General features: G+C 67.8%; 15 protein-coding genes and 1 pseudogene. 8 read left to right on the forward strand and 8 right to left on the reverse strand.

What is annotated here, in order from left to right; all coding sequences use genetic code 11:
• Positions 1-44: 44 nt before the first annotated feature.
• The gene (locus tag AC5Y4Z_RS16895; RefSeq protein ID WP_499965613.1) at positions 45-1,004 is read left to right on the forward strand and encodes an SMP-30/gluconolactonase/LRE family protein; all 960 of its coding nucleotides are present in this window, start codon (positions 45-47) and stop codon (positions 1,002-1,004) included.
• Here AC5Y4Z_RS16895 and AC5Y4Z_RS16900 read toward each other — a convergent pair.
• From AC5Y4Z_RS16900 to AC5Y4Z_RS16910, 3 genes are read right to left on the reverse strand one after another with little or no spacing between them, the layout of a single operon-like run.
• Positions 1,001-1,849, reverse strand: a complete 849-nt coding sequence (locus AC5Y4Z_RS16900; RefSeq protein WP_499965614.1) for an SDR family NAD(P)-dependent oxidoreductase — start codon at positions 1,847-1,849, stop codon at positions 1,001-1,003. The two genes, AC5Y4Z_RS16895 and AC5Y4Z_RS16900, sit on opposite strands and share 4 nt — an antisense overlap.
• A gap of 45 nt (positions 1,850-1,894) precedes the next feature.
• Positions 1,895-2,485, reverse strand: a complete 591-nt coding sequence (locus AC5Y4Z_RS16905; protein ID WP_499965615.1) for a TetR/AcrR family transcriptional regulator — start codon at positions 2,483-2,485, stop codon at positions 1,895-1,897.
• A 5-nt stretch (positions 2,486-2,490) separates the two neighbouring features.
• Positions 2,491-3,189 carry a crotonase/enoyl-CoA hydratase family protein gene (locus AC5Y4Z_RS16910; RefSeq protein WP_499965616.1) on the reverse strand — a complete coding sequence of 233 codons (699 nt, stop codon included), beginning with the start codon at positions 3,187-3,189 and terminating at the stop codon, positions 2,491-2,493.
• Between the two features lie 153 nt (positions 3,190-3,342).
• On the opposite strand from AC5Y4Z_RS16910, the gene AC5Y4Z_RS16915 reads away from it, so the two are divergent.
• Together AC5Y4Z_RS16915 and AC5Y4Z_RS16920 are read left to right on the forward strand one after the other, a co-directional pair.
• Entirely contained in the window at positions 3,343-4,092 is a 750-nt protein-coding gene (locus AC5Y4Z_RS16915) for a DUF3060 domain-containing protein (RefSeq protein WP_499965617.1), read from the forward strand.
• 25 nt (positions 4,093-4,117) lie between these two features.
• Complete coding sequence (locus AC5Y4Z_RS16920) at positions 4,118-4,666, forward strand: TetR/AcrR family transcriptional regulator (protein ID WP_499965618.1); 549 nt, start codon at positions 4,118-4,120, stop codon at positions 4,664-4,666.
• Here the strand turns inward: AC5Y4Z_RS16920 and AC5Y4Z_RS16925 are convergent.
• Both AC5Y4Z_RS16925 and AC5Y4Z_RS16930 read right to left on the reverse strand, forming a co-directional pair.
• Entirely contained in the window at positions 4,663-5,829 is a 1,167-nt protein-coding gene (locus AC5Y4Z_RS16925) for an acyl-CoA dehydrogenase family protein (RefSeq protein WP_499965942.1), read from the reverse strand. The two genes, AC5Y4Z_RS16920 and AC5Y4Z_RS16925, sit on opposite strands and share 4 nt — an antisense overlap.
• Before the next feature lie 243 nt (positions 5,830-6,072).
• Positions 6,073-6,211, reverse strand: a pseudogene (locus AC5Y4Z_RS16930) (ClpX C4-type zinc finger protein); the annotation flags it as partial.
• Positions 6,212-6,313: 102 nt separating this feature from the next.
• On the opposite strand from AC5Y4Z_RS16930, the gene AC5Y4Z_RS16935 reads away from it, so the two are divergent.
• From AC5Y4Z_RS16935 to AC5Y4Z_RS16950, 4 genes are read left to right on the forward strand one after another with little or no spacing between them, the layout of a single operon-like run.
• Positions 6,314-6,649, forward strand: coding sequence for a hypothetical protein (locus tag AC5Y4Z_RS16935; protein ID WP_499965619.1), 336 nt, complete (start codon positions 6,314-6,316; stop codon positions 6,647-6,649).
• Positions 6,646-7,395 carry an Rv3717 family N-acetylmuramoyl-L-alanine amidase gene (locus AC5Y4Z_RS16940; RefSeq protein WP_499965620.1) on the forward strand — a complete coding sequence of 250 codons (750 nt, stop codon included), beginning with the start codon at positions 6,646-6,648 and terminating at the stop codon, positions 7,393-7,395. The genes AC5Y4Z_RS16935 and AC5Y4Z_RS16940 overlap by 4 nt, the downstream gene beginning before the upstream one ends.
• 9 nt (positions 7,396-7,404) lie before the next feature.
• Positions 7,405-8,007, forward strand: a complete 603-nt coding sequence (locus AC5Y4Z_RS16945) for a class I SAM-dependent DNA methyltransferase (RefSeq protein ID WP_499965621.1) — start codon at positions 7,405-7,407, stop codon at positions 8,005-8,007.
• Positions 8,004-8,693, forward strand: a complete 690-nt coding sequence (locus tag AC5Y4Z_RS16950; RefSeq protein ID WP_499965622.1) for a haloacid dehalogenase type II — start codon at positions 8,004-8,006, stop codon at positions 8,691-8,693. The genes AC5Y4Z_RS16945 and AC5Y4Z_RS16950 overlap by 4 nt, the downstream gene beginning before the upstream one ends.
• Positions 8,694-8,705: 12 nt before the next feature.
• Here AC5Y4Z_RS16950 and AC5Y4Z_RS16955 read toward each other — a convergent pair whose 3' ends face one another.
• From AC5Y4Z_RS16955 to AC5Y4Z_RS16965, 3 genes are all read right to left on the reverse strand, one after another.
• On the reverse strand, positions 8,706-9,254 hold the full coding sequence (locus AC5Y4Z_RS16955) for an ester cyclase (protein ID WP_499965623.1): 549 nt from the start codon (positions 9,252-9,254) through the stop codon (positions 8,706-8,708).
• Between the two features lie 86 nt (positions 9,255-9,340).
• Complete coding sequence (locus tag AC5Y4Z_RS16960) at positions 9,341-10,636, reverse strand: cytochrome P450 (RefSeq protein ID WP_499965624.1); 1,296 nt, start codon at positions 10,634-10,636, stop codon at positions 9,341-9,343.
• An 8-nt stretch (positions 10,637-10,644) separates the two neighbouring features.
• Positions 10,645-10,995 carry an MmpS family transport accessory protein gene (locus AC5Y4Z_RS16965; RefSeq protein WP_499965625.1) on the reverse strand — a complete coding sequence of 117 codons (351 nt, stop codon included), beginning with the start codon at positions 10,993-10,995 and terminating at the stop codon, positions 10,645-10,647.
• 73 nt (positions 10,996-11,068) lie between these two features.
• On the opposite strand from AC5Y4Z_RS16965, the gene AC5Y4Z_RS16970 reads away from it, so the two are divergent.
• Positions 11,069-12,154, forward strand: a complete 1,086-nt coding sequence (locus tag AC5Y4Z_RS16970) for an NAD(P)H-dependent amine dehydrogenase family protein (RefSeq protein ID WP_499965944.1) — start codon at positions 11,069-11,071, stop codon at positions 12,152-12,154.
• Positions 12,155-12,178: the final 24 nt, after the last annotated feature.

Genomic DNA, 12,178 nt, shown 5'->3' on the forward strand with positions numbered 1-12,178 from the left:
GCTAGCCTGACATCCAGCTGGTACATCTCAAACAAGGGGCAGCTTTGAGCGGAACGGGCGAAACCACCATCGGAATAACCGGATTGCATCCCGTCGGGCGCGGCGTGGATCGCCCGGAACATGTCGTGCTGGCTGGTGATGGTCGGGTGTTCGTCTCCGACAAGGCCTCAGCTGTCGCAGAACTCGTCGATGAGAACACCGTTCGGCGAATGGGGCAAGCGGGTGGCGAGCCGAACGGGATCGCGCTCGACCGCAACGGCCACTTCCTGATTGCGAATTTCGGCGCGGGTATGCTGCAGGATCTCGACCCGACGACGGGTGCGATCACGACGCTGCTCAGCGGACAACTCGATGGACGCCCGTTGCGTTGGCTGAACTTCGTTCTGGTGGATTCGGTTGGGGCGCTGTGGTGTTCGGTGAGCACGATGGCGGACGATCTTCTCGATACCATCGCCCGCGGTACCGCTGACGGGTTCATCTTTCGGGTCGCACCGGATCGCCAATCGGCGCACCTAGTCGCCGACGCGGTGAACTTCCCGAATTGCATGGCGCTGGATCGCGACGAGGACTATCTGTACGTGGTCCGCACGGTAGCCGCCGACGTGGTGCGGTTTGCGATCCGGGGCGAAACACTCGGCCCGCCAGAGCGATTCGGCCCGTCGCTGGGCGGCCGGGGCCCAGACGAGTTCGGCCCCGACCATGGCCGGCTCCTGGCCGACCCGCAGGTGACTCGTCGCTGGGGGATGGCCGACGGATGCGCGTTCGATGCTGACGGAAACTTATGGGTCACGCTCGTAGTGCCGAACAGGATTTTGGCGATCCACCCGGACGGCCGGGTAACAGTAGTCCTCGACGATCCCGACGGCGAGTCGTTGAGCGCCCCCACGAGCATCGCCTGGGGCGCCCAGGACATGCGCGACATCTACATCGGCTCGATCGCGACCCCCTACGTGCTCAAGGGCAGAAGCTCGGTGCCGGGCCTACCGATGGTGCACCAGCGCTAGCCGCCCGACGGCCCGGGCCTCATGAAGTCCGCCAAGGCCTCGTCCGAGTCCGAAGGGATGATCGATTCCGGTAGTCCCCACAGCTGCCGAATCGTCGTGCCGCCGTCGACGACGAGTGTTTGCCCGGTGATGCGGGCTGCCAGCTCGGAGGACAGGAACAGCGCGGCGTTGGCGATGTCATGCGCGCGGGGCGCCGCCAGCGGGTTGATTCCGTTGACGGCATACTCACCCGGCGGCTGGTCCTCGTTGCCGGAGCCCACATTGCCCGGCGCGATCGCATTGGCGCGAATGCCATAGCGCCCCAGCTCATCCGCGAAGGTCTTGACGAGCGAGATGACGCCGGCCTTGGCGGCGCCGTAGGCGGCGTGGTAGGTCGCCGCCGCGATGCCGTCGACCGACGCGACCGCCACCAGCGATCCACCGCTCCGCTGGGCGATCATGTACCTCCCCACAGCCTGAAAAAGATAGAACACCTGGGTCAGGTTGTAATGGATCGCCGCGTCCCACAACTGGGTACTGGTCTCCTCGACCTTCGACCAGGTCGCCCCGCCAATGATGTCGACGCACACGTCGACCCCGCCCAGCGCCGCGACGGCGTCGTCGATCGCCCGACCGACCTGCACGGCGTCGGTCATGTCGGCGACGATCGGGACGGCCTTGCCTCCCCGGCCGGCGATCTCGTCGACGATGCCATGCGCGCGCCGCTCGTCGATATCAATACAGGCGACCGTCGCGCCCGCCTCGGCCAGAGCCAACGACGTGAACCAACCGTGGCCCGCACGCTCCGGAATGTAACCCGCACCCGACACCACGGCGCGCTTACCGGACAGTCCTAAATCGATCACGTCCGGAGTATCGAGACTGCCTCGACCGCTGTCAACGAGTAGCCCTCAGCGCGCGAAGCCCCGCAGAATCCCGGTCACCCCAACTTGCCAGCGCCGGTTCACCGACGCTTTCGACTTGCCCAACCAGCGGCCGCCTTCCTGGACCGCGAGACCCTGTGCCAGCGCGAGCAATACGTGCGCGATGTCGACGGGGTCGCCGGTGAGCAGCCCGGCATCGGTGCACCGCTTGATCCTGCCGACGAAGATCTCCCGCACCGAGGGCGACGCGGCGAGTTCCTCGGGGCCGGGGTCGAAATCCTGGAACGGTCGCGAGAACATCACCCGGGCCAGCGCCGGGTAGTCGAGACAGAATCGACGAAACACCGGAATGAGCCGCTCGACGTCGGCGACCGCGTCGTCGGTCTCGGGCACCGTGAGCAGCCGGCAGGCGAGCATCCGGAATCCCTCGAAGAACACCGCGCGCAGCAGACCGCGCTTGTCCTGGAACAACTCGTAGACCGCGGGCACCGAGGTGCCGGCCTGCTCGGCCACGCGCCGGGTGGTGAACCCCGACAGGCCGTCCTCGTTCAACGTCGAGATCGCGACCTTCAGCAGTTGGTCGCGAAGCTCCGGGGTGCGCTGCTTCGGCCTGGGCATCCGGCTCAGCGGGCCTCGAATTCGGCTGCGGCTCCGTCTATTCCGGTGCGAAGCCCCTTGAGCGCAGCGGCGCGGGCGCGCAGCTTGGTGGCGGCATGTGCGACGAGATCGAGTTTGGTGAATTCGAGGGCGGCCTCTTGGGCACGACCGAGCACCCGCTCCGGCAGGTCGATCTCGTCGACGAATCCCGCGGCCAGGGCGGTCTCGCCGAAGAACACCTTGGACAGCCCGGCTGACTGCTGGTAGGCCGAGGGCGTGAGCCGCAGCTTCATGACCGCCGAGGCCGCATGCGGTAGGACTATTCCGAGAGCGACCTCATTGGCCTGAATCTTGTATTCCGGCGCGGCGATTCGGTGATCGCCACTGCACAATAGGAACGATCCCATTGCGATGGCCGGGCCGGTGCAGGCCATGACGACCGGCTTCGGATACGACAGCAGTCGATACGACAGTTCGAATCCGGCCTTGAGCATGTCGATCGCCGGCTGCCGCTCGCCGGCGGTCAAGATCTTCAGGTCAAATCCGCCGCTGAACACTCGGTGGTTGCCGGCGATTATCACCGCGCCGACGTCGTCGCGATCGGCGTTGTCGAGTGCCTCGTTGAGCGCCCGCAGCATCGTGGGCCCCAGCGCGTTGACCTTCCCGTCGTCCATCGTGATCAGCGCAACGGCCTCGTCGCGACGGTAGGTGACCGGTCCGTTCATCATGCTCCCTCGACCGCATTGATTTGTATCGACGTTACGAAACAACGTTACGAAAAGCAAGAGCCGACCTTCGGTCGCGCCTGTCCGGCGCGGTGCCAGCCGCGGCAAATCGAGGGCTGTCCCGCTAGCTGCCGATGTGGAACCATGTCGCAGATGAAGGACGACGATCCCGAAAAGCGGATCCGGGAGCTGGAACAACAGCTCGCCGACGTCACGCGCACGCCGTCGGCCCCGCCGACTTATACGGAGGGAGCCGCCTACACCGAAGGCGCGTCCTATCCGGGCGGTTCGCCGTACGGGTTGGGCGCCCCGTCACCGCGCCGCAGGAGGCCCGACCTCCGGTTGCTCATCCTCATCCTGGTGGGGGTGCTCGTGCCGATCGTCATGAGCCTGGTCGCCGTTTTCGCGAAGTCGGGTCCCCGCAAGTCCGGCGCTCCCCGCACCGCGGCGTCGGCGGGTCCGACGGCGGTGCCCCACGGCGGCGAGCTGCGCGTGGGCGGCAACATGGGCAGCAGGACGATCGCCTGCAACGACGGCAGGCTCACCCTGTACGGCTACGGCACCACGTATTCGGTCACCGGCCACTGCGCGAGCCTCACGGTCGGCGGCTACAACAACATCGTCACCGTCGACAGCGCCGACGCCCTCGAGTCCACCGGCTACGGCAACACCGTCACCGACGGCGCCTGCAACAACGGCGCCCTGAAGCTGTCGAGCTACGGGATCACGTTCAACATTACCGGCCACTGCGCGAGCCTCGCGATCACCAGCTACGACAACAAGGTCACCGTCGACGGCGTCGACGCCATCACCGTCTCGGGCTACAACAACGACATCACCTATCACTCGGGCACGCCCAAGGTCACCGATTCGGGCTATTCCAACAACATTCACCAGGGCTGAGCCCCGAGACACGTAACCTGACACGGTGGCCACGAACAACCGTTTGACAGTCGAGAACTGGCTCGAGGCCGGCTACACCGTGCTCGCCGAGCAGGGTGTGCGCGCGCTCAAGGTGGATCGGCTCTGCGAGCAGCTGGGCGTCACGCGGGGCAGCTTCTACTGGCATTTCGAGGACATGGGCAGCTTCCGCGCCGCCCTCGTCGAATCCTGGAACGCGTTTTTGGAACGCGACCGGCAATCGCTGGCCGAACTCGACTCGCTGCCCCCGCGGGAGCGGTTGTCCGCCATGATGATTGCGCTGGTGAGCCCCCAGCACTGGATGCTCGAACGCGCGATGCGGGAATGGGCGCGCACCGACCCAGCCGCCGCCGCCACCATCAAAGCCGCCGACCGACGCCTCCTGAAAGCCGTGGCGAAGGCGTACGGCGACTACGGATTCGGCGCCGCCGACGCGAAGCTGCGCGCGGAGTTGACGTTCGCAGCCGGGATCGGGCTGCTGCACCTGGCCGGCTCGGCCGCCGAGGCGCAGCGGGCGGCCCAACGCGAAGGGCTGCTGGACCTGATGCTGGCCTAGACCATCGCGATCGGCGAGATCTTCGCGCCAATCGCCAATGCGCCCGCCAACTCTCGGCCCATGTCGTAGTCGAACACGACGTGGCCGGACGCGATGTCCACGTCGCGCTTGAAACGTTGTAACGGGCTCGACAAGAATTGCGCGCTGGCACCGGATGCCTCCAGCAGGTCGGAGATGATCGCCCGGCTCTCGTGCACCGTGTGGGCGGCCGCCACACGCGCGTCGGCGCGCGTCGACCGGCCCACCCGTTCGCCGCCGGCCACGAGGCGCTCGATGCCGTCGGCGGTCTCGGCGACCAGCGCCCGCAGCGCGCGCAGCCGCACCCGCGCGTCGGCGAGCCGGATCTGGGCGGACGGCTGATCCTTTTGCGCCACACCGCTATAGGCCAGGACGCGCTCGCCCAGCCGCGCGGCGAACACTTCGGTCACCCGCTCGGCGGCGCCCAGCACCGGCATCGACGCCGTCAGCGCCAGCGCCGGCACCAACGGCCACCGATAGGTCGGCGCGTCGTGAAAGCCGGCCCCCGGCGCGGTGCCGCCGTAGATGTCGGCCACCGCGACGATGCGGTGCTCGGGGACCAGGGCGTCGGTGACGACGACGTCGTGAGAACCGGTGCCGCGCATGCCCGCCGTGTGCCAGGTGTCGACGACCTCAACCTCGTCGGCGGGGACCACGGCGAGCACCGGATCGATGCGGTCGGGCCGTTCGACGAGCGCCCCGACGATCATCCAGTCAGCGTCCATCGCCCCCGTCGCCCACGCCCACCGGCCCGAAAGGCGCACCCCGCCGTCGGCCGGGATGCCGCGCCCGGTCGGGGCCAGGGGAGCCGGCGCCAGCACCGGGCCCGAGGCGAACACCTCCTCCTGCGCCCGCGGGTCGAACAGCGACAACATCCAGTTGTGCAGCGCGTAGAACCCCAGCGTCCACGCGCTGGACGGGCAGCCGTGGGCCATCAGCCGAATCGGTTGCAGCAGTTCGGGAAACGGAGCCTGGATGCCGCCGAAGCGCGCGGGCAGCAACAGCCGAAACAGGTCGGCCTGCCGGAACTCGGCGACCGTCGCCGCGGGGAGCCGGCGCAGCCGCTCGGCCTCCTCGGCGCGTTCGGCCAGCCGCGCGACGAATTCGTCGGTGATCCCGTGCACCGGGCGACCGTAACATACTATTTAGTATGTTCTAGCCACGTCACTCGCCGGAGAACCGCTCCCACGCCGACTGTCGTGTGATGCCCAGGGTTTGGCCGATCTTCGACCAGGTGAACCCGCGCCGGCGCAGCTCGCGCACCCAGGACCGCAGGTCGGCCTCGATCTGCTGGGCCACGACGGCGATGCGGGGGATGTGATCGAGCATCTGCTCGTCGCTCATCGTCTCCCAGATCGGCAGCCGAACCTCGTTGGGCTTGTCGCGGTACTCGTCGATGATGGCCTGCGACAGGTCGATGCATTCGTTGCAGATCTGCACGCCCGGTCCGGCCACCAGCTTGTCGACGTCGGTGTTGGACTTGCCGCAGAACGAGCACCAGATCTGCGTGGTTCCCTTGGCGGTCATCGACACCCCCCGGTTGTCAGGCTGGTCCTGACAAACCGTACGACGTCAGGGCCGCCCTGACAAGCGCGCCGGCTTGTCGGGATGTCGGCGTATCTTTCGGACATGAGTAAGTCCAGGGCGGGCTCGGGTGCCGAGTTCGGCGCGTTCGTGGTGGCGATGCTGATCATCTGGGTCATCATCAAGTTCATCTGGTGGATCGTCGGGGCGGCGGCCCTGGTCGGTCTGTTCTTCCTGGTCCGGGCGATCGTGCGGGATAACCGCCGGCGCGCCAAGCTGCGCGCGGCCAACCTGGCCGCGATCGCCGCCCGTGCCGATCAGCAGCACGACTGGGTGCTGCGCGGCGACGATCGCGGGATCTACGGCGTCGAGGGCGCCGAATTCATGCACTACCTGTATCCGGCGCGACAGCAGGTGAGGCGACTACGATCACGCGGATGAACCTGTCGCGGCGCGATGCGTTGAGGTACGCGGCCGTCGCGCCAGCACTGCTCGGGGTCGGCGGCCTGGTCGCCGCGCCGCGGGCGGGCGCCGGCATCGCGGGGATGGGCGTCTTCCTCGACCCGGGCCACAACGCGGTGAACGACGCCTCGACGAATCGACAGGTCAACAACGGCCGGGGCGGCACCAAGCAGTGCAACACCTCGGGCACCGCCACCGACGCCGGCTACCCCGAGCACGCGTTCACCTGGGCGGTCGTCGGGCTGATCAGCGGCGCGCTCAACGAGCGGGGCGTGCGCACCCAGCTGTCGCGCGACAACGACGGCTCGGCCGGCCCCTGCGTGGACGAACGTGCGGCGCTGGGCAACGCGATGCGCCCCGACGCGATCGTGAGCATCCACGCCGACGGGGGACCGCCCTCCGGCTCGGGTTTCCACGTGAACTACTCCAGCCCGCCGCTCAATGACGCACAGTCCGGGCCGTCCGTCCAGCTGGCCCGTACGATGCGGGACGCGTTGGCGCAGGCGGGTTTTCACCCGGCCACCTACATCGGCTCGGACGGCCTGTACGGGCGCGCGGACCTGGCCGGGCTGAACCTGGCCGAGTACCCGGCCGTCCTCGTCGAGCTGGGCAACATGAAGAACGCCGACGACGCCGCGCGGATGCAAAGCGCCGACGGCCGGGCCCAGTACGCCAACGCCGTCGTCCAGGGGATCGTCGCGTACCTGACCGCCAAGGCCGGTTAGCTTCGACCGGTGGAATCCGACCGGGTCGTCGACCTCTATCAACGTCACGCGGTCGCGTGGGCGCGTGACCGGGGCTCTCAGCTGCTCGAAAAGACCTGGCTGGACCGGTTTCTCGACCTGCTTCCCGACGAGCCGACGGTGCTCGACCTCGGCTGCGGCAGCGGTGTGCCGATCGCGCGCTACCTCATCGACCGCGGCTGCCGGGTGACGGGGGTGGACACGTCGGCCGCGATGATCGCGATGTGCGCCGAGCGCTTCCCCGACCACGACTGGCGTGTCGCCGACATGCGAACGCTCAACCTGAACCGGGTGTTCGACGGAATCGTGGCCTGGGACAGCTTCTTTCACCTGACGCAAACCGATCAGCGCCGGATGTTCCCGATCTTCGCCCGCCACGCCGCGCCCGGTGCGGCGCTGACGTTCACCAGCGGACCCTCGGCCGGCGAACGAATAGGCAGCTATCGCGGTGAGCCGCTGTATCACGCCAGCCTGGACGGCGACGAATACCGCCGGCTGTTGCGCGACAACGGCTTCGACGTCGTGGCGCACGTCGTCGACGACCCCGAGTGCGGCGGGCACACCGTTTGGCTCGCGCGGGGGCGCGGCGAATGATCAAGGCGCTGTTGTTCGACGTGCAGGGCACCGCGACGGATTTTCATTCGACCGTGTGTGACGAGGCGAAGCGCATCAGCGCGGGACGGCACCCGGACGTGGATTGGCCCGAGGTGGTGCGTCGTTGGCGCGCGGGCTACTTCGTGGCGCTGGATGGTTCGCGAGCGTGGGTTCCGGTGGACGCGGTGTATCGCCGCACGCTCGACACCGTGCTCGACGAGGCTGGCGTCATGGGATTCTCGGATACCGAACGTGACGAGCTCGCCCTGGCATGGCAGCGGCTGCGGCCCTGGCCTGACGTGGTGCCCGGGCTGACCCGACTCAAGCGCGCGTACACGCTGGCCACGCTGTCCAACGCCGACGTGTCGGCGGTGGTCAACCTCTCCAAACGCGCGGGCCTGCCCTGGGACGCCATCTTCGCCGCCGAGATGGCCGGGGTGTTCAAGCCCGACCCGGCGATCTACCGGATGGCCGCCACCTATCTCGGCCTGCCGCCCGCCGAGATCATGATGGTGGCCAGCCACAAGTACGACATCCGCGCAGCCGGCGCTCTCGGCTTTGCGACCGCCTTCGTCGCTCGCCCGCTGGAGTTCGGTGTTGGCGACGAGGCCGACGTCGCCTACTCCGACGAGTTCCACGTCAACGCGTCCGACTTCCTCGACCTGGCCGACCAGCTCGGCTGTTAGCGGCGCATGGAATTACGCGGAGGTCAGTGCCGCATCGGGCTTTTCCGACGACATCGACAGGAACCCGCGCACACACCGCGCGGCCAGCAGCCAGTTCGCCGGCTTCTTCATGTCCAGCCCGCCCAGCAGCTGCTTGATCATGGTCAGCGTGTCGAAGTAGATGCGTTCGCAGACAAGCGTTTCCGTCTCGTCGAACACGAAGTACGCCGTCATGCGAACCCGGAACCGGCTGCCGGTGGGCGGAACCTTGCCCAGATAGCCGCGATGGGTGCCCATCAGCCAGAACTCGACGATCACCGCGTCGGCGCTGTGCCGCAGCGCGATGATCTCGTGGTCCTGGTCGGGGAACGCGGTCCGCGTGTAGACGTAGTAGCCGCGCACGGCCTCGTCGCCGTCGTGAACGACCATCTGCGGGATCAGCTCGTAGCGCGGATGCGGGAAGGTCGCCAGCACGTCGTCCCAGGCGTGGCGGACCTCGTCGTGAAAGTGGTCGAGGACCAGCTTCTGGCGCGCGGCCAGCACCTCGGGAGCGGGGAACGGGGGGATGGCAGGAGTGCTCACGCTCGTCAGCGTATGGCTTGCCGAGCAGACGCAAAAGCACCCGACACGCCGTGCGAAAGGGTGCTTTTGTGTCTGCTCGCGGAGGATTAGGACCGCGGGGTCCAGGCGACGGGCAGCCGCTTGATGCCGTGGATGAACTGCGACAGCAGGCGCGCGGGCTCCTCGACGGCGACGATGTCGGGGATTTCGCGCCGCAACTCGTCGAAGACGACCCTGATCTCGCGGCGGGCCAGATTGGCGCCCAGGCAGAAATGCGCGCCGCCGCCGCCGAAGCCGAGATGCGGGTTGGGATCGCGGGTCACGTCGAAAGCCCACGGGTTGGCGAACTTTGACTCGTCGCGGTTGGCCGAGTTGTACCACAGCGCGGCCTTGTCGCCGGCGGCCATCTTGACCCCGCTCAGCTCGATGTCGCGGGTCAGGGTGCGCCGCATGTACACCACCGGCGAGGCCCACCGCACGATCTCCTCGACCGCGGTGGGCGCCACGGCGTCGTAGTCGGCCCACCACTTTTCGCGCTCCGACGGATACCGCGACAGCGCCAGCACGCCGTGGCTGATCGCGTTGCGCGTGGTCTCGTTGCCGGCCACCACCAGCAGGATGAAGAACGAGGCGATCTCCTGCGACGTCAGCCGGTCGCCGTCCACCTCGGCCTCGACCAGGCTGGTGGTCAGGTCTTCGGCGGGATTGGACCGGCGGTCCTCGGCCAGCGCACCGGCGTAGGCGCCGATGTCGATCGACACCTGCATGAACTCCTCGAAATCCAGCGTCAGGTCGGGGTCGCCGAATCCGAGAATGACGTTGGTCCAATGGAATACCCGCTGGTGGTCCTCCTCGGGGATGCCCATCATGTCGCAGATGATCTGCAGCGGCAGCGGGCCGGCGAGCTCGCTGACCAGATCGGCCTCGCCGTCGGGATGGTTGGCGATCAGCGAGGTGACCAGCCGGTGGGCCCGCTCGCGCACCGATGCCTCGATGCGGGCCACCACCTTTGGCGTGAAGGCCCGGCTGACGATCGAGCGCAGCCGCTGATGGCGCGGATCGTCGAGCACGATCATCGAGCCGAAATACTCGGCCAGCTCGGGGGTCTGGTCGTTGATGGTGATGCCGCCCGCGGAGCTGAAGATGTCCGGATGGCGGCTGGCGAAATGCACGTCGTCGAGCTTGGTCAGCGACCAGTACCCGCTGCCCGACTCGAACCCTTCCAGCTGGATCGCGGGCCAGAACGAGATCGGGGCCTCGCGGCGCAGCGTGGCGAAGGCGCCGTCGCGCACGTCGTCGTCGAGCCCCCAGAACTCCAGCGACTCGAGATGGATGTCGGCGAGCGGGATCTCGGGCGGCGGCGCCCCGTTGGCGCGGGTCGCGATTCCTGTCGTGAGCGGCACTGGCGGTCCTAGTGGGTACACACGGTTCTGGCGGGCGTGCCCACCGTCGCCGTCGCGTCGGCCACGACGTTGCCGTCGAGCAGGATCTTGCACGTGATGGGGCCCGGGCCCTGGGCGCTAATGACGAACACCTGCCCGCCGAACCCGGTGAACTGCGTCGACCACGGCAGTTGAGCGTTCACCGCGCGCTGCTGCCCGTTGTCGGTCTGGTACGAGATATATTCGGCGACGCCCGGGCCGCTGACTTCGTAGCGGACGCGCGGGTTCTCGGGGGGCGCCGCGACCGCCACACCGCCGGAGTTCGCGAACCCGATGCCGACCGCGAACAGGGTCGCGGCCCGGCGCAAATGACTGGTCATGGTTTCACATCGTGTCACCACGGACGTCGCCCGGTCTAGGGTGAACCGGGGGCTGGCGAGCAGGAAGGTGAATATTGCGGTGAGCGGCTCAAAGCGTGTGGTGGTCTGGGGCACCGGTTTCGTCGGCAGGATGGTGATCACCGAGATCGTCAAGCACCCCCTGTTCGAGTTGGTGGGCGTCGGCGTGAGCAACCCCGGCAAGGTCGGCCGCGACGTCGGTGAGATCTGCGGATTGCCCGAATCGGTAGGCATTATCGCGACCGACGACGTCGACGCGCTCATCGCGCTCAAGCCCGACGCGCTGGTGCACTACGGCCCGACGGCCATGCACGCCAAGGACAACATCAAGCTGATCACCCGGTTCCTGCGGGCCGGCATCGACGTGTGCTCGACGGCGATGACGCCCTGGGTCTGGCCGACGATGCACCTCAACCCGCCCAACTGGATCGCGCCCATCACCGAAGCCTGCGAGCTCGGCGAGTCGTCGTGCTTCACCACCGGCATCGACCCGGGGTTCGCCAACGACCTGTTCCCGATGACGCTGATGGGCCTGTGCTCGGAGGTGCGCCGCGTGCGCGCGTCGGAGTTGTTGGACTACACCAACTACGAGGGCGACTACGAGGTCGAGATGGGCATCGGCCGCGAGCCCGAATACAGCCCGATGCTCGAGGATTCCAACATGTTGATCTTCGCGTGGGGCGCCACCGTGCCGATGATCGCCCACGCCGCGGGCATCATGCTCGACGAGATCACCACCACGTGGGACAAGTGGGTGACCCCCACCGAGCGCACCACGGCCAAGGGCGTCATCAAGCCCGGCCACGTCGCCGCGGTCCGGTTCACCATCAACGGGATCTACCGCGGCGAGACGCGCATCCAGCTCGAACACGTCAACCGCATCGGGCTCGACGCCGCGCCGGACTGGCCGGCGGGACACGACAACGACGTCTACCGCGTCGAGATCGAGGGGACGCCGAGCATCTTCCAGGAGACCGCGTTCCGGTTCACCGACGGCTCGGGCCGCGACGCCGCCACCGCCGGGTGCCTGGCGACCGGGATGCGCGCGCTCAACGCCGTGCCGGCGGTCAACGACCTGCGGCCGGGCTGGGTGACCCCGCTCGACCTCCCGCTGATCGCCGGGGAGGGCGCCATCCGCTGACCGATCGTTATACAGCTGACGCAT

It is taken from the genome of Mycobacterium sp. NGS63, from assembly GCF_059812295.1.

Excerpts from the sequence above, each read along its gene's own strand:
- AC5Y4Z_RS16905 (WP_499965615.1), bottom strand. The coding sequence starts at position 2,485 with ATGCCCAGGCCGAAGCAGCGCACCCCGGAGCTTCGCGACCAACTGCTG.
- AC5Y4Z_RS16910 (WP_499965616.1), bottom strand. The coding sequence starts at position 3,189 with ATGAACGGACCGGTCACCTACCGTCGCGACGAGGCCGTTGCGCTGATC.
- AC5Y4Z_RS16915 (WP_499965617.1), top strand. The coding sequence starts at position 3,343 with ATGAAGGACGACGATCCCGAAAAGCGGATCCGGGAGCTGGAACAACAG.
- AC5Y4Z_RS16935 (WP_499965619.1), top strand. The coding sequence starts at position 6,314 with ATGAGTAAGTCCAGGGCGGGCTCGGGTGCCGAGTTCGGCGCGTTCGTG.
- AC5Y4Z_RS16940 (WP_499965620.1), top strand. The coding sequence starts at position 6,646 with ATGAACCTGTCGCGGCGCGATGCGTTGAGGTACGCGGCCGTCGCGCCA.
- AC5Y4Z_RS16950 (WP_499965622.1), top strand. The coding sequence starts at position 8,004 with ATGATCAAGGCGCTGTTGTTCGACGTGCAGGGCACCGCGACGGATTTT.
- AC5Y4Z_RS16965 (WP_499965625.1), bottom strand. The coding sequence starts at position 10,995 with ATGACCAGTCATTTGCGCCGGGCCGCGACCCTGTTCGCGGTCGGCATC.